A 20,809-nucleotide genomic window follows, 5' to 3' on the forward strand; every position below is an offset into this window, starting at 1 on the left:
CGCCCCAGCGGTGGCGCCTTTTGCCAAGCCAATCGGCCTCGGCGGGAAACGAATTAGGAAGGGCTGAAAACCGGTTCAAGAGCCCTATTCAAAAAAATTCCAGAAGCCAGGCCAGCATCCCGCTTCCAATAATTCGCAGCCGCTGAAAAGCGGCCGGCGGCAGCAAAATAGGCCTATTCTGAATTGTGAACGCAAATGGCAATTGGCTCGCCAATGGCAGTTGAATCAAGGAAATCGGTTCGTGGAAATACGCCGACTTCGGCATTGCGCATCAGCGCTCTCGCTCTGCGCATGCCTTCGGAACGTCGCTCGTCGAGTACGCGGCTTCAGCCCAACCGAACGAGGAGCCAAAACAAGGCGTTTCTAAAATGCCGGATTCCAACGAGGAAAATGGCACGGGCAGCAGGGCTCGAACCTACGACCTGCGGTTTTGGAGACCGCCGCTCTACCAACTGAGCTATGCCCGTACGCGCGTTTCAGCGCAGGCGCTTCCTAAAAGCTTCCGGGCGCGCTGTAAAGAGTTGTCTGACGCGCTTTCAGATCCTTTGCCGGAAATCCGGATAGGTGATGACCAGCCCGTCCCTGCCGATCTCGATTTTTCGCCTGCCTGAAGCCGCATGCCGGCGCTCAGCCCCCGGCCGGCGGCTTGTACGGCCCGCCCGGCACGCCCCAGCCCCAGGCCGGCATCGGTTCGGTCTGCGGGTCGCAGGTCTCGCCGAGGGTGGAATTCATCTTGGCCAGCCGCGATCCCCACTCGACATAGCCCATGAAGGCAGAGCGGAATTCGGGATCGTCCGGCAGCCCGATCGCATCGGCGGCATCGGCAAGCAGGCTGATCCATCGACGGCGCTGTTCTTCGCTCAAATGCTTGCCGAGGTGGTGCATGACCATCTCGCGGTGACCGCCAAATTTCTCGCTGTAGGTCTTCGGCCCACCAAAAACCTCGCCGATAAAGGCCGCGACATGCGCGGGATGATCCGGCGACATGTGTTTGAACACCGGGCCGACCACCGGGTCGCGGGACACCTTGTCGTAAAAGGTTTCCGTCAGCCGATTGAGGGCTTCGATGCCGCCGGCCCATTCGTAGAGTGTCGGAATATCCTGGCTCATTCTTGATCCTCCGCCAAGCCCGGCGCCTGCACGACGATAGCGGAAATCGCGCCCTGCTCAACCTGCCTCGATGGCGAGTGTGAACCCGCCGCGCTACAATTTGGCGGGCGCTTCGGCCTGGGCGTTGGGCGACGGCGCCACGCGGCAGTTCTCAGCTTTCGGCACCGACTTGCAGATGCCGGGACCCGTCAGCGCGTCCACCGATTGAGGCCCGGTCGTCAGCCCGACCTCCAGCATCATATCAGGGTCGAGCTCACGCTCGGCGAAACGGTCCTGAAGCGCTGTGAACAGACGGGGGCTGATCGCCATCTCATTCAGATACGTCTTCACCAATTGCTTCTGTCCCATCAGGTAGAAGCTGAGTCGCGCCTGGGGGCCGACAAACCGTCTGGCGCCACCGGCCAGCATGAGCGCGCAGGCCGAATCGCAGTCGGCTCCGGCGTCGAAGCTCAGCCCGGCATAGATGCCGTCCTCGACCGGGTCACCGATATCGGTGCGGCCAACGGCGACGTCGAGCTTCTTTTCATGGATGATCCGTCCGGTCGCCAGAGCGCTGAACAAGTCTCCGCCTCGTGAGCTGATCACCACGGGCAGCCGCCGGTTGCCAAGCGTGTCGAGTAATTGGCGCAATTTTTGCGGTGTCTGAGGCGTGATCGCGCCTTGCGCAGAAATCCATTGCGGACACTGCGGCGTGCAATGCTGGTCGCTGCCGCGGACCACGACAAAACTCATATCCACACGAGCCGCTGCGGGGTCCGGCAAAGGCTTTGTGACAGCGGCGGGCTTGGCTGCCACATTCGCGAGCTTGACTGCGACCGTCGTGGCAGCGACCGGCGGCGTCGGCTTGCCTGCCGGTCCAGGCACTTCCCGGCAGTTCGGAGCCGGCGGGTCGAACATGCACAAACTTGCTCTGGTAAACAGCTCAAGAGTGTCCGTGCTGGTCGCCAGTTTCATCGTCAGCATATCGTGGAGGCCGATCTGCCTGATGTCGCTCGCCGGCGTCGCCTTCATCAAGTCCAGCACGCCCTGCCCGATACCCATCTCTCGGAGATAGGCCGAGATCTTTCTCGCGTACCCCTTGCTCATCTCATAGGTCTTGTAGCTTTCACCTTGAGTGACCGTTTGCGTGGTGACTCGATATTTTTTGCCCCTTTTGACGCGATATGTGGTCCGGTAGTGCGTTGTGGAGGGGAACCAGGTGGTGGTGATCTGATGAACACCCAGATAGTTCCAGCCGCCGGCCACGCGGCGGACGCCACCGGCAAACATCAGCGGACAGGCGGAGTTGCAGCTGGCGCCATCAGACGCCCGGCCGAGATAGGCGGAACCTTTGCCGTAACTAAAACCACAACCATCCGTCCCGGGCCAACAGTCGGAAAACTCGGTCTTGCCTACGGCGATATCGAGCTTGTTCTTGCGGATTATCCGGCCAAGTTCGAGCGCTGCATTGACGTTGCCGCCAAAGGAATTGACGATGATGGGCAGTTTGCGGCTGCCAAGCTTCTTCAAGGTACGCTTGAGCAAGGCTGGCGTGCCGGCTGAGATGTCGCCTTCGGCGGAGATCCACTCCGGACAATTGGGCTCGCAGCCAGGTGCGCTGCTGCGCGTGACGACAAACTGCATCTCCGAGCGATCGTCGGTCCATATCGTCGGATCGGTCGGATAGAGCACTCCCTGCAGAGGGGGTACTGTCTGCCATGTCCCGGGGGAGGCATCCTCGGCCTTCGCGGCGAAGGCAGCCATCGCCATCGCGGCCACCGTCGACAGCCGGACCAGCCCGCGCCGCCACCGTCCCACAGTGTCTGAACGTTGTCCCAAAACCACGCCCGGCAAACCCCTCAATGCACATCCATAATAGTTGCGGCGACGGTGCTTGCAATAGCTTTGAAACAACCGTGCAATACTTGTACCGCGCAACGCCGGAACAAAAAGGCAGCCCCAAAGACCGCCCTTTCCTGGTCCATCCGGCTGACACCGGCTCGACTATTTCTCGATGGTGACGACGATGCCGGCAGCGACGGTGCGGGGCCCTTCACGGAACGCGAAGCAAGGCGTCTCTTTCATGCGATAGGCACGATCAGCCATTGGACGACGGCACGACGCGGCAATTCTCAGGTTTCGGCGCCGATCTGCAGATGCTGGACCCCGTCAGCGCATCCACCGACTGGCGCCCGGTCGTCAGGCCGACCTCCAGCATCATGTCGGGTTCGAGCTGACGCTCGACCGAACTGCCCTGGAGCGCCCGGAACAAAGCGGGGCTGATCGCCATCTCGTCGAGGTAGGATTTGACCGCCTGCTTCTGCCCCATCAGATAGAGGCTGAGCCGCGCCTGGGAACCGACAAGCCGCCTGGCGCCACCGGCCAGCATGAGCGCGCAGGCCGAATCGCACTCGCCGTCGCCATCGACGCTCAGCCCGGCATAGGCGCCGTCCTTGGCCAGGCAATTCCACTCTGCCGGGTCGCAGCCGACGAAATCGGTGCGGGCAACGGCAACGTCGAGCTTCTTTTCATGGATGATCCGGCCCGCCGCCAGGGCGCCGGAGAGGTCTCCGCCTCGCGAGCTGATCACCACCGGCAGCCGCCGGTTGCCAAGCGTGGCGAGCAATTGGCTGAGTTTCTGCGGCGTCTGGGGCGTAATCGCGCCTTGCGCTGCAATCCATTCCGGGCAGTCGGGATTGCAGAGCGGGTTGCTGCCGCGAACCACGACAAAGCGCATGCCGTCATCGTGCGGCGCGCTCTCCGGCTTCACCGGCAGCGGCGCAGCCTTTGCCACGTCCGGCAGGCCGCCGGCTGGCTTGTTCTCCGGTATCTCCCGGCAATTCGGAGCCGGAAGGTTCAGCCTGCACAGGCTTGCGCTGGTCAGCAAATCTGCAGCGTCGTCGCTGGTGACCAGCTTCATTGTCAGCATGTCGCTGAGGTCGATCTGCTGGATGTCGCTGGCCGGCGTGCTCTTCATCGTCTCGATGATGCTGAGGTCGACACCCATCTCCTTGAAATAGGCGGACAGCTTGCGCTCCACCCCCTTGCTCATCTCGTAGGTCTTGTAGCTGCCGGTGTTCTTGCGGCTGATGACCTTCTTGCTGATGACCCGCTTCTTGCCTTTCACGATCCGGTAGCGGACCTGATATTGCACGTTCATCTGCACGATCGTGGTCGTGATCTGGTGGACGCCGAGATAGGCCAGCGGCCCGACCAGGCGCCTGGTGCCGCCGGCCAGCATCATTGGACAAGCGGACGCGCAATAGCTGCCGAGCACATAGGGGCTGCCGATATAGTGCGCGCCTCTGGCGTCGTTCTCCTTGCAGTTTTTCATCCCCGGCTCGCAGCCGACGAACCACGTCCTGCCGACCGCGATGTCGAGCTTGTTCTTGCGTATCATCCGGCCCATGGCGATGGCCGCATCGACATCGCCGCCCGGAGAGTTGATGACGATCGGCAATTTGCGGCCGCCGAGCGTTTTCAGGGCAGCCTTGAGCAGCGCCGGCGACTTGGCCGATATCGCACCCTCGGCCGATATCCATTCCGGACAGGTCGGCTCACAGCCCGCCGCGTCGCTACGCACGACGACGAACCGCATCGGCGGATCCGGATCCGGCTCTGAATTTTTTGTCTCGGCCGCGAAGGCGGCGCTGCCCACGGCAAGCATCGACACCAGGCAGATCAGCCCCAGTGCCAACCATGGCCGACTATGCAAACGGTGCTGTGGAACCATCCGACCAAGCCCTCAACCCAATCTATACTGTAGAGGCTCACAGACTTGCAACAGAGATTGGGACCCCAAACAGGCACATCTGGCCAACGAAAAAGGGCGGCCCGAGGGCCGCCCCTATCCGTTTCGATCCGGCGATGCCGGGCTCGATTACTCTTTGATGGTGACGACGATGCCGGCACCGACGGTACGGCCGCCTTCACGGATGGCGAAGCGCAGCTTCTCTTCCATGGCGATCGGCACGATCAGCTCGACATCGACCGTGATGTTGTCGCCGGGCATAACCATCTCCGTGCCTTCCGGCAGCGACACGATGCCGGTCACGTCGGTCGTGCGGAAGTAGAACTGCGGACGGTAGTTGGTGAAGAACGGCGTGTGACGGCCACCTTCGTCCTTGGTCAGGATGTAGGCTTCGGCCACGAACTTCTTGTGCGGCTTCACCGTACCGGGCTTGGCCAGAACCTGGCCGCGCTCGACACCTTCACGATCAACGCCGCGCAGCAGCGCGCCGATGTTGTCGCCGGCCTGGCCCTGATCGAGCAGCTTGCGGAACATCTCGACGCCCGTGCAGGTCGTCTTGGTCGTCGGACGGATGCCGATGATTTCCAGTTCCTCGCCGACCTTGACGATGCCGCGCTCGACGCGGCCGGTCACGACCGTGCCACGGCCCGAGATCGAGAACACGTCTTCAATCGGCATCAGGAACGGCTTGTCCAGCGGACGAACCGGCGTCGGGATGTAGGCATCGACCGCAGCCATCAACTCGCGGATCGCGTCTTCGCCGATGGTCTTGTTGGAATCTTCCAGAGCAGCCAGAGCCGAACCCTTGACGATCGGAATGTCGTCGCCGGGGAACTCGTTCTTCGACAGAAGCTCGCGAACCTCGAGCTCGACCAGTTCGAGCAGCTCGGCGTCGTCGACCTGGTCGACCTTGTTCAGGAACACCACGATCGACGGCACGCCGACCTGACGGGCAAGCAGGATGTGCTCGCGGGTCTGCGGCATCGGGCCGTCGGCGGCCGACACGACCAGGATCGCGCCGTCCATCTGCGCGGCGCCGGTGATCATGTTCTTCACATAGTCGGCGTGGCCGGGGCAGTCGACATGGGCGTAGTGGCGCGCTGCCGTCTCGTATTCGACGTGCGCCGTCGAAATCGTGATGCCGCGGGCCTTCTCTTCGGGCGCCGCATCGATCTGGTCGTAGCGCTTGTATTCGCCAAAATACTTCGTGATCGCCGCCGTCAGCGACGTCTTGCCATGATCGACGTGGCCAATCGTGCCAATGTTCACATGAGGCTTGTTACGCTCGAATTTACCTTTTGCCATAGTCTCTTTCCTTGGACGGCCTTGACCTTCAGTTCAGTCGAATGCGGGGCGATTAGCGACTACGGCCGAAAAACACAAGTGCCTTGTGGCCGGGTGCGCTGTCCACTCGGTCTCAACCGATGATCCGATTGCGGGGATGTGGCGCTGATATAGGAACGCGCGAGCGGAAATGAAATGGGGGCTGCGGGCTCCAGCACCTGTTTGCTATTCCCGCCCATGTCCTGTCCCGCCCATGTCCTGGCCTTTGCCTGCCGGATGTGCAGCCGGCGCCTGGCCCATTGCCGCTACGGCGGCGGTCTGATTTGGTTGCCCCATGCAATTCATACCGACCTCCATACGCGGCCCGCTGTTCATGATCGTTTCGACGGGGTCGTACCTCGTCAACGACACGATGATGAAACTCGCGACCGCGGGCTTGCCGTCCTATGAAGTGCTGTTCCTGCGCGGGGTCGCGGCCACGCTATGGGGCATGCCGCTGCTGTTCCTGCTGGGCTATGGCAGGCAGATCCCTTTGATCTTCGACAAACGCGTGCTGCGCCGCAACCTGCTCGAGCTCGCGGCCATCCTCTGTTACGTCGTGGCGCTGGCCAACATGCAGATCGCCGATTCGACCGCGCTCGGGCAGATCACCCCGCTTTTGATGCTGGTCGGCTCCTCCATCCTGTTCGGCGAACGGATCGGCGGCGTGCGCATGGCGCTGATCGGGCTCGGTTTCGTCGGTGCGCTCATGGTGGCCCAGCCGACTATGCAGGGCATCTCGGTCTATGCGTTGCTGGCGCTCGGCAACGCAGCATTGGCGGCGGCGCGCGATCTTGCCGGCAGGCGGGTCGCGGCCGAGGTGCCGGGCATGATCGTCGCCATTTCCGCCGTCGTGGTGGTGCTGATCGGCGCGGGCGCCGCGCATCTCGTTTCCGAGCGCTGGGTGATGCCGGAAGCCCGGCACCTGCTGCTCATGGCCGGCGCCGGATTCTTCCTGATCTTCGGCCATTTCTTCATCTTCATGGCCTATCGCGTCGGTCCGACCGGCGTCGTGGCGCCGTTCTACTACTGCTTCACCGTCTGGGCGGTCATCTCAGGCGTGCTGGTATTCGGGCAGTTCCCGAATGCCCTGGCGGTCTGCGGCATCCTGCTGGTGGTCGCGAGCGGGCTGACCATCGTCTCGCTTGATGAACGCAAACGCAGGCTGACCGTCGTCGCCTGACCTTTAAGTCAACGCGTCGAAGCAGGTTTGGCCGTCCTGCGGTCAGCCAGTCGGCAGACTGGTGCCTAAAGCGTTCGCTTGCCGGAGAACTGGTGATAGGCCCACAGCACGACGACCGCGCCGATAACGGCGACGATCAGGCTCCAGATGTTGAGGCCGGTCACGCCCGTGGCGCCAAAGGCGCTGAAGATCAGCCCTCCGACGATGGCGCCGACAATGCCGAGCACGATATCCATGATCAAGCCCTGGCCGGTCTTGTTGACGATCTTGCTGCCGATAAAGCCGGCGATGACGCCGAGGATGATCCAGCTGATAATGCCCATTTTTCCTCTCCATTCCCCCGCCGGCCGATCATGGTCACATGATTGTCAAAAGCTCAAGCCAACTTGAATTTCCGCCCGCATGCTCCATTGTAGCCGGCGGGACGGGCTTGGCCGTTATGGAGGATTGACCTATGGGACTTTTTGACAACGCCGTACCCGGCGGCAACATCACCAAACCGCTGATGATCGCGCTCGGCGCGCTGCTGGTGGGAAAGATGCTGAGCGGCAGAAGCGCCGAACAGACGAGTGCCGAAGAGACGGGCGAGCCCGCCCAGCCTCAAACGCCAGCCCCCACCGGAACCACGGCCTCAGGCGATGGCGGCCTGCTTGGCGGACTGGGCGGACTGCTCGACAAGCTCAAGACTGCCGGCCAAGGCAATGTCGCTGACTCCTGGGTCGGCACCGGACAGAACCAGCCGATCAACGCCAATGATCTCGGCAAGGCGATCGGCCCGCAGGTCATTCGAGAGATCGCGCAAAGGACCGGACTGGACGAGCAGGAGTTGCTCAAGCAATTGTCCACAGCCCTGCCCGGCATTGTCGACAGACTGACGCCGAACGGACAGGTGCCGCAGCAACACCAGGTCGCGTCCGCTTTCAACAGCTAGACTTCTGCGCCTGCATCACGCGCAAACACGCCCGGCACCGCCTTGCGGCTGTCGGGCGTTGCTCCGACCAGCGCGGCGAACCGCCTGGCAGTCGACGCATCGACCGGCGTGTAGACGGAAACCGAGAAATCACTGTCGCGGCCGCCCGGCTGCAGCGTGGCGAAATCGAACGACATCGCGCCGGCGACAGGGTGCCGGATGGATTTCCGCCAGATCGGTGGCTCGGCGATGTCGCGGCTGTTCCAGCACGCGACGAACGCTTCGCTTGCCGCTTCCAGTGACGAAAGCAGCGCGGCCAGCACCGGATCGCGAGGCATGGCGACTGTGGCAAGCCGGAACTGCGCGACCGCCGAGCGCGAAACCTCCGGCCAGTCGACAAAGCGCTGCCGCCATTCCAGGTCGAGAAACAGCCGGGCGAGCAGGCTGCCGGACCACTCATCATCCGTCTCGAAATCCCCGAGCAGCACCGCCGCCGGGTGGTTCCAGGCGACGACCTGCCAGTAGCGGTTGACGACATATGCCGGGTGCGGCGCCAGCCCGTCGAGCAGGCTTAGCAGCGGCGCGCTGGGCAGGCCTTGCTCGCCGAGCCGGTTTCGCCAATCGAGATCGGGCCGCGCCAATTGGAAGAGATAGGCCTGCTCCGACCGGCTCAGTCTCAGCACCCGCGCCAGCGAGCGAAGCACCTGCGGCGACGCGTTCACCTCCCGTCCCTGCTCGAGCCAGGTGTACCAGGTGGTGCTGATCCCCGCCTCGGCGGCGACCTCTTCGCGCCTGAGGCCCGGCGCCCGGCGGCGGCCATTGGCGCCATCGATCCGCGGCAAGCGGCCCCGCCGCTCGCGCAGGAAGCGGGCAAGCTCATCGCGCCGTGGGCCGTCGTATGGCATGCAGTCACCTCCGATACCAGTATAAGCTATAGTCTTGTACTACTTTAAAGGAAAGCTAGGTTGCGGGCGACCGAACATCAGCCCACGGGACTTCGACAATGAACGCGCTCAATGAAATCCGTCAGATCGACTACACCGTCATCTTCGCCCGCGACATGGCCGCCATGCGGCACTTCTGCGGGGATGTGATGGAATTTGATCTGCAGCGCGAACTCGGCGACAGGTGGATCGAATATCGGGTCGGCCCGAACACGCTGGCCTTGACCAGCCTCGGCATGATGTTCAACGACACGCCGCAGCAGCGGGATGCGCTGTCGCTGCAGCTGGCATTCCGGGTGGCGCCGGAGATGGTCGCTGCCTGCGCCGAGGCGCTTCAGGCCAAGGGCGTGCAGCCGGTCCTGCCGCTCACCGACCAGGAATGGGGCCACAGAACAGTGTTCTTCCGCGATCCGGACGGCAACGTTGTCGAGATATTCGCTGAGATCTGATGCGGAGTGGGGAGTTTGGAGCGGGTAGCGGGAATCGAACCCGCATATTCAGCTTGGAAGGCTGCTGCTCTACCACTGAGCTATACCCGCATCGTCCTCAAGGTTCGCGGGCTGGCAGTGGTGGAGAGGGTTGGATTCGAACCAACGTAAGCTAAGCTAACGGATTTACAGTCCGTCCCCTTTAACCACTCGGGCACCTCTCCAGCCTGCCGTCGAAGCCTTGCAACGAGGCATTCTCGCCGATCAGGTCGAAACCAGGGTTTTGTCCGAAATCAGCGAAGCGCCTTATGGCGGCAAGGCCAGTGGGTGTCAACCGCACCCCAAGGCAAAATGCGCTGAATTTGACAGCCTGCCCGGCAAGCCGGGTTTCTGCCTGTATCCACAGCCCGGCGACGCGGCTATAGAAGCCGGCCATGAGCAATGACAACACGCCCAAGACCGCCAAAGACACCCATTACGCCAAGCTGCGCCGCGCCCATCGCGACGAGAAGGCCGGCGGCGCGCCCGCCTTCCGGCCGCGCCAGCCGGTGCCGCCGGGCGAGAACGCCGCCGACGGGCTGGTGCGGCTTTATGGCCTGCACACGGTGCGCGCCGCGCTCGACAATCCGCGCCGGCGGATCAGAAAGATGTTGGTGACGCGCAATGCCGCCGAGCGGCTGGCGATCGCCGACCTCGCCGCTTTGCCGTTCAAGGCCGAACTGGTCGAGCCGAAGGACATCGACAAGATCACCGGTTCGGACGCCGTCCACCAGGGCGTGCTGATCGAGGCCGAGCCGCTGAAGCCCAAGCGCCTTGACGCGCTCGGCGATACCAAACTGGTGCTGGTGCTCGACCAGGTCACCGACCCGCACAATGTCGGCGCCATCCTGCGCTCGGCGGTCGCCTTCGGCGCCGGTGCGCTGATCACCACGGCCCGCCACAGCCCGCAGGAATCCGGCGTGCTGGCCAAATCCGCCTCCGGCGCGCTGGAACATATCGACCAGGTCGAGGTGAAGAACCTCGCCGACGCGCTGGAACAGCTGCACGAAGCCGGCTTCCAGACCATCGGCCTCGATTCGGACGGGCCGGCCGAACTCGAAACGAGTTTTTCAGGCGAAAAGATAGCCCTGGTGCTCGGCGCCGAAGGCAAGGGCCTGCGGCAGAAGACGCGCGAGACGGTGACGACACTCGCCCGCCTCGACATGCCCGGCGCCATCCGCTCGCTCAACGTGTCGAACGCCGCGGCGGTGAGCCTTTATGCGGCACGGAAGTTCCTTGGAAAGTGAATAGTGAATGCTGAATGGAAAGCGTTCTTACCGTCACCGTTCACTATTCACCCACTTCATGCCCCGCCATCCGCTCCAGCGCCCGCACCAGCGCCGAATGATCCTCTTTCGCCCCGCCATTCGCCGCGCACGAGTTGAACAGCTGCTGCGTCGTCGAGGTGTTGGGCAATGAGACGCCGAGCGCCTTGGCGCCTTCCAGCGCCAGGCTGAGATCCTTCTGGTGCAGTTCGATGCGGAAGCCCGGCGCGAAGGTGCGCTTTATCATGCGCTCGCCATGCACCTCGAGGATGCGCGATGCCGCCAGCCCGCCCATCAGCGCCTGCCGGACCTTGGCGGGGTCGGCGCCGGCTTTTGCGGCAAAGACCAGCGCCTCGGCGACCGCCTCGATGGTCAGGGCTACGACGATCTGGTTGGCAACCTTGGTGGTCTGGCCGACGCCGTTCGGGCCGACAAGCGTGACGTTCTTGCCCATCTTTTCGAACACGGGCTTGGCGCGCTCGAACGCCTTGTCCTCGCCGCCGACCATGATGGTCAGGGACGCCGCCTTTGCGCCGACCTCGCCGCCCGACACCGGCGCGTCAAGATAGTCGCAGCCGAGATCGTTGATCTTTTTGGCAAAGGTCTTGGTCTCGATCGGCGAGATCGAGCTCATGTCGATGACGAGCTTGCCCTTGCTCAGGCCGGAAGCGACACCGTTCTCGCCGAACAGCACCTCGGCTACCTGCGGGGTGTCGGGAACCATGGTGATGATGATATCCGCGGCCTTCGCCACTGCCGCGTGGCCGGTGATGCTTCTCAAGCCCTTGGCGACGAGATCGGCCGGCGGCTTCGAGCGGTGGTCGCTGGCAATGACGGCGTAGCCGGCATCCAGGAGATGCCCCGCCATCGGCGCGCCCATGATGCCAAGGCCGATGAAGCCGATGGTTTCCATTGTTTTCTCCTTTGTTGAGGCTGAGTTCCTTCGCGCCCCCTCTGGCCTGCCGGCCATCTCCCCCACTTGTGGGGAGATTGGCAGTTTCGGCGCCTCGCTCACCCTGCAATGTTGGGGAGCGAAAGCCGGGATGACGTCCGATCTCCCCACCTGTGGGGGAGATGGCCGGCAGGCCAGAGGGGGGCGCGAAGGAACGCGACTTCAATCGTAACAGCTAAGCCGCGGCACTCCCCTGCCCGTTAAGCTCCCGAAACCACCCCAGCCCAGCCTCCGTCCCCGCCTTCGGTTTGTATTCCGCTCCGACCCAGCCGGAATAGCCGATCCTGTCGATGTGCTCGTAGAGGAAGGGATAATTGATCTCGCCCGTCCCCGGCTCGTGACGGCCGGGATTGTCCGCAAGCTGGATATGCGCGATGCGGCCGAGGTTGGCCTCGATGGTACGGGCGAGATCCCCCTCCATGATCTGCATGTGATAGATGTCGTATTGCAGGAACAGGTTCTTCGAACCGACGCGCTCGATCAGCGCCAGCGCCTGCTCCGAATAGTTCAGGAAAAAACCCGGTATGTCGCGCGTGTTGATCGGCTCGATCAAAAGCCGGATGCCGGCCTGCTCCAGTTTCTCGGCTGCAAACGCGAGGTTCTCGGCTAAAGTATTTTCCAGCACCGAACGATCCACGCCCTGCGGCGCGATGCCGGCGAGGCAATTGACCTGCTCGCAGCCGAGCGCATGGGCATAGCTGATCGCCTTGGCGATGCCTTGCCGGAATTCCGGCGCGCGGTCGGGCAAAACCGCGATGCCGCGCTCGCCGTTGCCCCAGTCGCCGGCCGGGAGGTTGAACAGCACCTGTGTCAGGCCGTTCTTCTTCAGCCGGGCCGCGACCACGTCAGGCGTATGATCATAGGGGCCGATATATTCGACGCCCTTGAAGCCGGCGCGGGCTGCGGCATCGAAGCGATCGAGGAACTCATGCTCGCCAAAGAGCATCGACAGATTGGCTGAAAAACGCGGCATTCTTTTTCTCCTTCTTCTGCTTGGCCCTAGGCGTGTTGAGATTCAGGTCGGGCAGAGTCGAAAACGGTGACTTTCGAAAACCGGAGCGGAACGTACTTTCTGTACGTGAGCACCGGAAGCGCAGGAAGGCGCCGTTTGCAGGCCTGTCTCACCTGAATATCGGCGCGCCTAATCGAGCAACACAATCGCCGTTGGCGCATCCTCATGGCTTTCGGCAAGGTCCTCGAATTCGGTGATCTTGTCGATTTCCGTGCCCATGGAAATGTTGGTGACGCGCTCGAGGATGAATTCGAGCACCACCGGCACCTGGTATTCCTTCATCAGCCGCTGCGCTTCCTTGAACGCGCCGGCGAACTCTTCCGGTTTGCGCACCCGGACCGCCTTGCAGCCCATCGCTTCTGCGACCGCGACATGATCGACGCCGTAGCCGGCCTCCGGATCGTTGGCGCGGTTGACGTTCTCGAAGGCCAGGCTCACCTCGAAATCCATCGCAAAACCGCGCTGCGCCTGGCGGATCAGGCCGAGATAGGCATTGTTCACGACGACATGGATATACGGCAGTTTGTGCTGTGCGCCGGCCGCCAGTTCCTCGATCATGAACTGGAAGTCGTAGTCGCCCGACAGCGCCACGATGGTGCGATCCGGATCGGCGGCGCGCACGCCAAGCGCTGCCGGCAGCGTCCAGCCGAGCGGGCCGGCCTGGCCGCAATTGATCCAGTTGCGCGGCTTGTAGACATGCAGGAACTGCGCCCCGGCGATCTGCGAGAGGCCGATCGTGGTGACGTAGGTGGTGTCACGGCCGAACGACTTGTTCATCTCCTCATAGACGCGCTGCGGCTTCAGCGGCACCTGCTCGAAATGCGTCTTGCGCTTCATCGTCTTCTTGCGGGTCTGGCATTCCTTCGCCCAGCCCGACCAGTCGCGCAGCTTTCCTGCCGTCTTCCATTCGGTGGCGACGTCGAGCAGCATCTTTAGTGCCGCACCGGCGTCCGAGACGACGCCGAGATCCGGCGCGAACACCCGGCCGATCTGGGTCGGTTCGATGTCGACATGGATGAATTTCTTGCCCTTGGTGTAGACATCGACCGAACCGGTGTGGCGGTTGGCCCAGCGATTGCCGATGCCAAAGACGAAATCGGCTTCCAACATCGTCGCATTGCCGTAGCGATGCGAGGTCTGCAGCCCGCACATGCCGGCCATCAGCCGGTGGTCGTCGGGGATCGCGCCCCAGCCCATTAGCGTCGGGATGACCGGCACGCCCGTTATCTCGGCAAATTCGATCAACAGATCCGACGCATCGGCGTTGATGATGCCGCCGCCGGCGACGATCAGCGGCTTTTCCGCGGCATTGAGCATCGCCAAGGCCTTTTCGGCCTGGGCGCGCGACATTGCCGGCTTGAACGGGACCAGCGGTTCATAGGCATCGATATCGAATTCGATCTCGGCCAATTGCACGTCGACCGGCAGGTCGATGAGCACCGGGCCCGGTCGCGACGAGCGCATCAGGTGAAATGCCTTCTGCAGCGCCATCGGCACGAGATAGGGCTCCATGACCGTGACCGCCCATTTGGCGACGGGTGCGGCTATGGCGGCGATATCGACCGCCTGGAAATCCTCCTTGTTGAGCCGTGCCCGCGGCGCCTGACCAGTGATGCACAGGATCGGGATGGAGTCCGCCGCCGCCGAATAGAGCCCGGTGACCATGTCGGTGCCGGCCGGGCCCGACGTGCCGATGCACAGCCCGATATTGCCTGATTTAGCTCTCGTGTAGCCCTCGGCCATATGCGAGGCCGCCTCGACATGGCGCGCCAGGATGTGGCGGATCGAGCCCCTCGCCTTCAGCGCCGAATAGAACGGATTGATCGCCGCGCCCGGCACGCCGAAGCCGCAGGAAACGCCTTCCTTTTCGAGAACGAGAACCGCTGCATCTACAGCGCGCATCCTGGCCATGTCCAGCCTCCGCAAATTGTTGGTCGACCGACAATGCCAGTATGGTTTTCATTTTTCAATTTTTTCAGAATAATTTTTCATTTCTAGAAAACGGCTCCTGTCCACTGATTTCGCTGGCTTTTCCGTTTTTCATGAATCCGGGCACCAGAATCTGTGAAAAAGTTTTTCATTGCGATTTCGGCGAAACCGGCGACAATGCCGCCATGGAAACCAGCGAAAAACGCCAGCGCGGCCGGCCGCGCGCTTTCAACGGTCCGTCCGAGGCCGGTTCTGTACAGTCGCTCGACCGGGCCTTGCGCATCTTGGCCATCGTCGCCGAAGGCAGCGGCCTGTCGCTGAGCGAGATTTCGGCGCGCAGCGAGCTTGCGGCGTCCACCGCCTATCGCATGCTGACGACGCTGCAGAGCCACGGCATGGTCGAATTCGATACATCGGACCAGCTGTGGTCGATCGGCGTCGAGACCTACCGCATGGGTGCCGCCTTCCTGCGCCGCCGCAAGCTGGTCGATCGCGCCCGCGTGGTCATGCAGGAATTGATGGAGAAGACCGGCGAGACAGCCAATCTCGGCGTCGCCGAGGACGATTGCGTCGTTTTCGTCAGCCAGGTCGAGACGCATCAGGCAATCCGCGCCTTCTTCCGCCCGGGCACGCGCAGCTCGTTCCATGCCTCCGGCATCGGCAAGGCGGTGCTGGCGCAGCTCGAGCCGGAACGCGTCGCCGCCATCCTGCGCAAGTCGGGCCTGCAGCGCTTCACCGACAAGACGCTGTCCGACATTTCGGCGCTGGCCCATGACCTGGCTGTCATCAAGCACCGCGGCTGGTCGGTCGACGACGAGGAGCGGCATCCCGGCATGCGCTGCGTGGCCGCCGCCATTTTCAACGAGTTCGGCGAGCCGATCGGCGGTGTCTCGGTCTCCGGACCGACGGTGCGGGTGACGATGGAGCGGCTGGACGAGATCGGGCCGCTGGTGCGCGACGCCGCCGCTGAGGTGACGAGGATGATCGGCGGGTTCCGATCATAATGCGGAGAACGCTTCAGCTTTTGCTCGCCGCTTCGCTGTGCGGATGCGTGGCGACGGCGCCCGAGCCCGCCCCTGTCTCCCAGCAAGTCAGCGAGATTCCGATCTCGCTCGCTTTGGAGGAGACAATCACGATCGGAATTCGCCAGCATTTGCAGGATCCTGCGTCCGCCAAATTCGGGACGATGCGCGCCGGCGAGCGGACGCTCAACGGCCGCCGGGAAATCGTGGTCTGCGGCCATGTCGCCGCGAAGTCATCGTCCGGTGGTCATACAACAGACCAACCGTTCGCCGCCAAGATCTATCCGGATGAAGGAAGCAGCTTCGAACTCATCGCCATGGGCGATCAATCGCTGAATGCGAGCGGTGGTGTTGTCGGCACCTGCCATGCAGCCGGATTACCGATCTCCAAACCGTAGCTGACACTGCCACGCGCTCAAATGTAGGAAAGAGGGGCTGCGTACAGCCCCTCCTTCTTGTGGGGAGCCTCCTCTTAGAGGCGGCAATAGTGGCGGTAGCCGTCATAGCCGACATAGGTGTCGGAGTACGGATCGTAGCTGGCGTAGCGGTTGGCGCAGCGGCGGACGTGCCAGGAGCCACCCTCGTCGTCGACATAGACGGTGCGGGGCTGCTGGTTGAGCAGGCTGCCGAGCACAAACCCGCCGACGCCGGCGGCGATGCCGATGCCGATTTCGCGGTTGTGGTGATGGCTGTGGGCGGCCGAGGGCTGGACGGTGCCGACCAGCGAGGTGGCGGCGACGGTGCTGGCGATGAGGGCAGAAGCGATTTTGCGCGTGAACATGACGATCTCCTTGTTTCGTTGCGAGAGGCGATCCATCCGCCTCTTGATCATCTGTCGTTTCGGCGCGGAAAAAGGTTCGAAAGAATTTGGGATTTTCTTGAAGGCCGGAAATCAGCCGATGGAAACCAAGATCTGATCGATCGAGCGCTCAACGCAAAAAAGGGCGGCCGAAGCCGCCCTTCCGCGAGGCAGGTCGTCTCGCTCAAAGGAAGATGATCACCTTGCCGTGGTGATGATGATGCTTGTGGTGATGGTGCTTGTGTTGATGGTTCCACCACCAAGAGGGCTTGTCGTGGTGCTTGTGATGGTGGTGATGATGGCTGTGAGCGGAGGACGACTGCACGGTACCGGCGAGCGCGCCGGTGGCGACGAAGATGGCGACCAGGCCCGAAGTAAGACTGCGCTTCAACATGATGATCTCCTTGATCGAGGCGACCATTCGCCTCTGGAGATCAGTCGCGGTGACGTGGTGAAAGGTTCGAGGTTTTGAGCGAGTAGTGAGTAGTCAATGGTCCGAAAGGCGTTCGCCCATTCACCATTCACCATTCATCCCCATCCCAGTCACATGCCGCAGCCAAAACGCCATCGCGATAAAACCGACGATGGCGGCGATGCCGGTCCAGTCGACATTGGCGCTCTTCACGTCCCTGATGAGCTTTACCGCAAGCAGCCAGGCAATGACGACAAGCGGCAGGATGATGACAAGTCTGATCATGCGACACCCCGTTCGATGCGTTTGCACCTGAGAGATATGTAGGGATCGCATTGGCGGTTTTCAGCATGGCGGCCCGCCCACCTCGGCGGGGTCCATTAGCGATCGAAAACGGAGTTTTGTCTTTACTGGCGCACGAAATATGCTAACCGGAGCGCCGTGCCCTTGTAGCTCAGCTGGTAGAGCAGCGGTTTTGTAATTCGCTGGATCAATCGGCCACGGTATTGAAAAACCAAGACATTTTTCAAAATCGAGTTTCAGGGGTATACGTAGGGGTAAATGTGCCGCCTTAGCTCAGATGGTAGAGCAGTAGTTTTGTAAACTATTGGTCGGGGGTTCGAGTCCCTCAGGCGGCACCACATTCGCGCATCGTTCCGATAGGCTGGCAGCAGGTGTATTCGATTGAGCGACCCCGGCAATCAAACCGATAAGAGAAGCGGCTGGAATTGGCGGCCCGACATTGGGCCGAATCTGTCGAGGGTCTTGAGCCGCGTTACCACACATAGCGCGATGACACCGACACATTGGCAAACGGCTATATCTCTGCCCTTTCTTTCGGGCGGAGCGGTCTTAACAAGCGGCCCGGCCCAATACGGTTTTCTTGCCCTAGCTGGCTTGGTGATCCTAAAGGCGGTTTTTATAAACGTCTATTTCGCCGTGAAGGACCCTAGCCGCCTTCAACGGGAGGAACATGTTCAGCAGATGTCCAAGCTTCAGTTGCTCGCTGATGACCGACAGAAGGACCCGGTGAAGGTAATAGACGCAGAGCCAGTTTCAAACACTCACATGACGACGCAAAGGTCGTCTTCAGTCACGGTGCGACCATGACGAATGACGATTTGAATGTATACATAGTGAATTTTCAGGCATCAGAAGCGCCGGGCTTCGCTAATGGGCAGTTGTCGCTTGTACATATTGAAGGATTTAATCTCTATTTACGCAATAGCCAAGAGATAGCGGCATATTGGAACTACATTCCACTTTTGTACATGGTCAAAACCAAGCTTCCTGCTCGCGAGCTAGCGATAAGGTTTCGACCTTTTTTAGGATCACGCTTTGTGGTCGGCCGAATCGATAAACAGGATGTGGACGGGCTGCTACCATCTGCAGCTTGGGATTGGATTTACTTTCCCCACCAAGAAAAATGGAAACCGGCAGGAGGTATGCTACCGCCACCGGGTCTGTGATGCGTGCAGTTGTGCTGCCGCCCTCGCTGCTTCGCGGATAATCCATGCGGGCGGATCGAAACCAAGCGCTTCGTAAATCGGCTTGCCGAGCGTCCACATGAGTTGCAATTCCGCGCGTGCTTCTGGTGATGCCGGTTCCGTCGCGTTGAACAGATGACCGAGATTAATCGACCATTCCCACCAGTTGGCGCGGTCGCTGCCGTTGCCGCCTTTGAACAGCCAGTCTGTGTCTTCGTCGCTCATCTGTTCTGCGGCGATCAGGATTGCCAATGCGCCTTGAACACCCAAGTCCAGGCATTTGATGCCATCAACCCACACGGCTTGCATCTGTGGTCTGTCAGCGCTGAACAACGCGCGGTCGAATTGCGGTAATGCATGGAATGCGGGCTTGCCAAATTCGTTGATGAAGGCAGGCCGGGTCATAAGTCCAGTGCGGAAAATAAAGCAGGCATCCGGTTCGACCAAATAGCAGGCGTCAATCATAGCTGGCACATCCGTTGATAGAGTTCGCGCAAGCCCTCTGTGGTGGTGTCTGCGGCGATGGTTGGCGATGGTCGATAGATCAGCCGTTGGATGCTGTGCGGTAGCGGCGGGCCGCGAAAGTCGTCGTCTATGATCGCGCGATAGTAAGATTCCGGCGTTGCCCTGAATTGTGCTGTGAACCTGTCGTGCAGTCCGCGCCATTCGTTGTATGTGGCAAGCTGTTGATCGTTCAGGCGTCCAAGATCGGGCTCGCCGCTCCGTTGGCGAAGCTGTTGACGAAGTTGCTCTACAATTTGACGTTCAACGCGAAAACGGGCCATTGCCGCGTTCCACCATCTGGCGCAATTCTTCGATATCCGCACGAAGCTTTTCAACGGCTTCCACATCTGCCAGCCGCGCAAGCATTGTGGCAACGTCTTTGGCTTCCGATGTGGTCACGGTGCCGTCGCTTAGGGCTTCACGAACGCCTTCGGGCGACGCGTCCAGACCGTCCAGCGACCGGCCTTTCCCAACGATGCGCTCCAATACGAAAAACAACGCGTCGGAATCACCCGCTTCCAACTTGCTGCGCAGTTGAGCGATTGCCAGATCACGCATTGAATGGACGGCTTCAACGGCTTCTTTGCTAACTCGATTTCTGGAGCCGCGAACTCTGCCGCCTGATCCTGGAGCAAATGTCCCATTCGGCAGACGTTTGAATTCGATCACCGAGCCTGATGTAGGGGGATTATCGGCGTTCATGGTTCACACGCTCCACCGTAATTCCATTGTCGATGCACCAGCGTTCCAAGCTGTCAGTGACGGTCCAACTTGTGCCGTCGCGGCGATAAGCGCGCGGAAAATTGCGATGGCGTCTGTAGTACGCCAGCAGTTGCCGGCTTGGGTTGCCCATCAGGATCAGCACGCTCATATGATCTAGGAGCGCTACCGACGCGGGAAGGTGCACCCGCGTCGGTAGCTGGAAAGCAGGCTTGCGCATCATTCAAGCCGCTTCCGATAGAACGGCATTCATTGCCGCGTGTGGTGTGAGGTTGGCCGCAATGCTGATGTGGTTGATGGCGTCGTTGAACCAATTGCGAACGGTGATCACTTCACTTTCGGCAGCGTCCAACTCTCGGATGGCGTTGTCCGCCATTCGCGTTGCTAGCTCAAGGTCCGGACCATCTGCCAAGATGTCGGTCGGTGTAGGTTTGCGGCGCGCTGCTGATTGAGCAAAGCGGTTCATAGCGTTGACGCGCGCGATGCTCTTTTCCAGTTCCGGCCGCATGGCGTCAGGCATTTCAAGAGTGTCCCACTGATCAAACATGATCGCACCGATTTCGCCGCTGGTATCCCGGTGCGCGAGTTCGATTATTTTGGCCGGCTTTTTCCCGATCAGCATTTGCATCTTGATGGTTGCTCGAAGCGGATCGATTGGCGTGCGCGGCAATAGGAGATTTGCGCGCTGCTGCTTGGTCGTCGCGTTCACTTCACGCAACGTCGAAACCAAAGCTCTTGCGGACGGCGCAATAGATGATGCCAATGTCTTGCGGTAGTTGTCGTAAATTTGCGGGAGCGGATGCTCCATCTCCAGCATCTTGATGACAGATTCCGAGCCGACCCGAATTGCTCTGTACGCGGCTCCCATTCCAGATCGAAGTGCGGCGTTGTTTATCTTGTCCTCCATATGAACAAGTGCACTGGTCCTATCGCCACTTCTTGCGATCATGTGATTGTCATAGATAGAAATCATATCTTTCAGTGACATTGGCCCGGTCCTTCAAATCAGTTGCGCTCTAACCGGACTTTTGCCGACCTCC

At 61.3% G+C, this 20,809-nt stretch carries 25 protein-coding genes and 4 tRNA genes; 8 read left to right on the forward strand and 21 right to left on the reverse strand.

Annotated features, from left to right (window positions below):
• Positions 1–391: 391 nt before the first annotated feature.
• The 5 genes from NKJ80_RS09290 to tuf form a co-directional block, all read right to left on the reverse strand.
• Positions 392–467, reverse strand: a tRNA-Trp gene (locus NKJ80_RS09290).
• 160 nt (positions 468–627) lie between these two features.
• Complete coding sequence (locus NKJ80_RS09295) at positions 628–1,110, reverse strand: group II truncated hemoglobin (RefSeq protein WP_352497462.1); 483 nt, start codon at positions 1,108–1,110, stop codon at positions 628–630.
• A 93-nt stretch (positions 1,111–1,203) separates the two neighbouring features.
• Positions 1,204–2,859, reverse strand: coding sequence for a COG3904 family protein (locus NKJ80_RS09300; RefSeq protein ID WP_352497463.1), 1,656 nt, complete (start codon positions 2,857–2,859; stop codon positions 1,204–1,206).
• 328 nt (positions 2,860–3,187) lie between these two features.
• Positions 3,188–4,687, reverse strand: coding sequence for a COG3904 family protein (locus NKJ80_RS09305; protein ID WP_352463776.1), 1,500 nt, complete (start codon positions 4,685–4,687; stop codon positions 3,188–3,190).
• A 282-nt stretch (positions 4,688–4,969) separates the two neighbouring features.
• Positions 4,970–6,145 (reverse strand): elongation factor Tu, encoded by a 1,176-nt coding sequence (gene tuf, locus NKJ80_RS09310; protein ID WP_023723394.1) that lies wholly within the window; start codon positions 6,143–6,145, stop codon positions 4,970–4,972.
• 313 nt (positions 6,146–6,458) lie between these two features.
• Here tuf and NKJ80_RS09315 point away from each other — a divergent pair, with 313 nt between their 5' ends.
• Positions 6,459–7,346: a DMT family transporter gene (locus tag NKJ80_RS09315; RefSeq protein ID WP_352497464.1), complete on the forward strand. Its 888-nt coding sequence runs from the start codon at positions 6,459–6,461 to the stop codon at positions 7,344–7,346.
• Positions 7,347–7,411: 65 nt separating this feature from the next.
• Here NKJ80_RS09315 and NKJ80_RS09320 read toward each other — a convergent pair whose 3' ends face one another.
• Positions 7,412–7,669 carry a GlsB/YeaQ/YmgE family stress response membrane protein gene (locus NKJ80_RS09320; protein WP_023667446.1) on the reverse strand — a complete coding sequence of 86 codons (258 nt, stop codon included), beginning with the start codon at positions 7,667–7,669 and terminating at the stop codon, positions 7,412–7,414.
• A 131-nt stretch (positions 7,670–7,800) separates the two neighbouring features.
• On the opposite strand from NKJ80_RS09320, the gene NKJ80_RS09325 reads away from it, so the two are divergent.
• The gene (locus NKJ80_RS09325; RefSeq protein ID WP_023681465.1) at positions 7,801–8,277 is read left to right on the forward strand and encodes a YidB family protein; all 477 of its coding nucleotides are present in this window, start codon (positions 7,801–7,803) and stop codon (positions 8,275–8,277) included.
• On the opposite strand, the gene NKJ80_RS09330 is transcribed toward NKJ80_RS09325, so the two are convergent.
• On the reverse strand, positions 8,274–9,161 hold the full coding sequence (locus NKJ80_RS09330; RefSeq protein ID WP_023710559.1) for a helix-turn-helix transcriptional regulator: 888 nt from the start codon (positions 9,159–9,161) through the stop codon (positions 8,274–8,276). The genes NKJ80_RS09325 and NKJ80_RS09330 overlap by 4 nt on opposite strands.
• A gap of 98 nt (positions 9,162–9,259) precedes the next feature.
• Here NKJ80_RS09330 and NKJ80_RS09335 point away from each other — a divergent pair, with 98 nt between their 5' ends.
• On the forward strand, positions 9,260–9,649 hold the full coding sequence (locus NKJ80_RS09335; protein ID WP_352497465.1) for a VOC family protein: 390 nt from the start codon (positions 9,260–9,262) through the stop codon (positions 9,647–9,649).
• Between the two features lie 16 nt (positions 9,650–9,665).
• Here the strand turns inward: NKJ80_RS09335 and NKJ80_RS09340 are convergent.
• From NKJ80_RS09340 to NKJ80_RS09350, 3 genes are all read right to left on the reverse strand, one after another.
• Positions 9,666–9,739 (reverse strand) — tRNA-Gly (locus NKJ80_RS09340).
• 28 nt (positions 9,740–9,767) lie between these two features.
• Positions 9,768–9,852: transfer RNA gene (locus NKJ80_RS09345), tRNA-Tyr, on the reverse strand.
• The gene (locus NKJ80_RS09350; protein WP_023818201.1) at positions 9,831–10,064 is read right to left on the reverse strand and encodes a hypothetical protein; all 234 of its coding nucleotides are present in this window, start codon (positions 10,062–10,064) and stop codon (positions 9,831–9,833) included. Before NKJ80_RS09350 ends, NKJ80_RS09345 begins: the two co-directional genes overlap by 22 nt.
• On the opposite strand from NKJ80_RS09350, the gene rlmB reads away from it, so the two are divergent.
• On the forward strand, positions 10,063–10,914 hold the full coding sequence (gene rlmB / locus NKJ80_RS09355) for a 23S rRNA (guanosine(2251)-2'-O)-methyltransferase RlmB (protein ID WP_023667451.1): 852 nt from the start codon (positions 10,063–10,065) through the stop codon (positions 10,912–10,914). The two genes, NKJ80_RS09350 and rlmB, sit on opposite strands and share 2 nt — an antisense overlap.
• Positions 10,915–10,957: 43 nt before the next feature.
• Here the strand turns inward: rlmB and NKJ80_RS09360 are convergent, their stop codons facing one another.
• The 3 genes from NKJ80_RS09360 to gcl form a co-directional block, all read right to left on the reverse strand.
• Positions 10,958–11,845, reverse strand: coding sequence for a 2-hydroxy-3-oxopropionate reductase (locus tag NKJ80_RS09360; RefSeq protein WP_352497466.1), 888 nt, complete (start codon positions 11,843–11,845; stop codon positions 10,958–10,960).
• A 214-nt stretch (positions 11,846–12,059) separates the two neighbouring features.
• Positions 12,060–12,857, reverse strand: coding sequence for a hydroxypyruvate isomerase (gene hyi / locus NKJ80_RS09365; protein ID WP_023715773.1), 798 nt, complete (start codon positions 12,855–12,857; stop codon positions 12,060–12,062).
• Between the two features lie 168 nt (positions 12,858–13,025).
• Entirely contained in the window at positions 13,026–14,807 is a 1,782-nt protein-coding gene (gene gcl, locus NKJ80_RS09370) for a glyoxylate carboligase (RefSeq protein WP_027050436.1), read from the reverse strand.
• Positions 14,808–15,010: 203 nt separating this feature from the next.
• Between gcl and bhcR the strand changes: the two genes are divergently transcribed.
• Together bhcR and NKJ80_RS09380 are read left to right on the forward strand one after the other, a co-directional pair.
• Positions 15,011–15,829 carry an HTH-type transcriptional regulator BhcR gene (bhcR, locus tag NKJ80_RS09375; protein WP_023825604.1) on the forward strand — a complete coding sequence of 273 codons (819 nt, stop codon included), beginning with the start codon at positions 15,011–15,013 and terminating at the stop codon, positions 15,827–15,829.
• A 20-nt stretch (positions 15,830–15,849) separates the two neighbouring features.
• Positions 15,850–16,245 carry a hypothetical protein gene (locus tag NKJ80_RS09380; RefSeq protein WP_352497467.1) on the forward strand — a complete coding sequence of 132 codons (396 nt, stop codon included), beginning with the start codon at positions 15,850–15,852 and terminating at the stop codon, positions 16,243–16,245.
• A 74-nt stretch (positions 16,246–16,319) separates the two neighbouring features.
• Here the strand turns inward: NKJ80_RS09380 and NKJ80_RS09385 are convergent, their stop codons facing one another.
• From NKJ80_RS09385 to NKJ80_RS09395, 3 genes are all read right to left on the reverse strand, one after another.
• Positions 16,320–16,628, reverse strand: coding sequence for a BA14K family protein (locus NKJ80_RS09385; protein WP_023667455.1), 309 nt, complete (start codon positions 16,626–16,628; stop codon positions 16,320–16,322).
• Positions 16,629–16,830: 202 nt separating this feature from the next.
• Entirely contained in the window at positions 16,831–17,040 is a 210-nt protein-coding gene (locus NKJ80_RS09390; RefSeq protein ID WP_023688402.1) for a hypothetical protein, read from the reverse strand.
• 120 nt (positions 17,041–17,160) lie between these two features.
• Entirely contained in the window at positions 17,161–17,343 is a 183-nt protein-coding gene (locus NKJ80_RS09395) for a hypothetical protein (protein WP_023667458.1), read from the reverse strand.
• Between the two features lie 280 nt (positions 17,344–17,623).
• Here NKJ80_RS09395 and NKJ80_RS09400 point away from each other — a divergent pair.
• Together NKJ80_RS09400 and NKJ80_RS09405 are read left to right on the forward strand one after the other, a co-directional pair.
• Positions 17,624–17,699: transfer RNA gene (locus NKJ80_RS09400), tRNA-Thr, on the forward strand.
• 465 nt (positions 17,700–18,164) lie between these two features.
• A complete protein-coding gene (locus NKJ80_RS09405; RefSeq protein ID WP_352497468.1) occupies positions 18,165–18,527 on the forward strand; it encodes a hypothetical protein in 363 nt (120 codons plus the stop codon).
• Here the strand turns inward: NKJ80_RS09405 and NKJ80_RS09410 are convergent.
• Genes NKJ80_RS09410 through NKJ80_RS09430 form a run of 5 tightly spaced genes read right to left on the reverse strand, consistent with a single transcriptional unit; the run spans position 18,507 to position 20,757 of the window.
• Positions 18,507–19,010: a hypothetical protein gene (locus tag NKJ80_RS09410; protein WP_352497469.1), complete on the reverse strand. Its 504-nt coding sequence runs from the start codon at positions 19,008–19,010 to the stop codon at positions 18,507–18,509. The genes NKJ80_RS09405 and NKJ80_RS09410 overlap by 21 nt on opposite strands.
• Complete coding sequence (locus NKJ80_RS09415; protein ID WP_352497470.1) at positions 19,007–19,330, reverse strand: hypothetical protein; 324 nt, start codon at positions 19,328–19,330, stop codon at positions 19,007–19,009. Before NKJ80_RS09415 ends, NKJ80_RS09410 begins: the two co-directional genes overlap by 4 nt.
• Complete coding sequence (locus NKJ80_RS09420) at positions 19,311–19,751, reverse strand: hypothetical protein (RefSeq protein WP_352497471.1); 441 nt, start codon at positions 19,749–19,751, stop codon at positions 19,311–19,313. Before NKJ80_RS09420 ends, NKJ80_RS09415 begins: the two co-directional genes overlap by 20 nt.
• Positions 19,738–19,992 (reverse strand): hypothetical protein, encoded by a 255-nt coding sequence (locus NKJ80_RS09425; protein WP_352497472.1) that lies wholly within the window; start codon positions 19,990–19,992, stop codon positions 19,738–19,740. The genes NKJ80_RS09420 and NKJ80_RS09425 overlap by 14 nt, the downstream gene beginning before the upstream one ends.
• Complete coding sequence (locus tag NKJ80_RS09430) at positions 19,993–20,757, reverse strand: hypothetical protein (RefSeq protein ID WP_352497473.1); 765 nt, start codon at positions 20,755–20,757, stop codon at positions 19,993–19,995.
• Between the last annotated feature and the right edge of the window lie 52 nt (positions 20,758–20,809).

The sequence above is a fragment of the Mesorhizobium sp. M0030 genome, assembly GCF_040323695.1.
GTDB lineage: Bacteria > Pseudomonadota > Alphaproteobacteria > Rhizobiales > Rhizobiaceae > Mesorhizobium.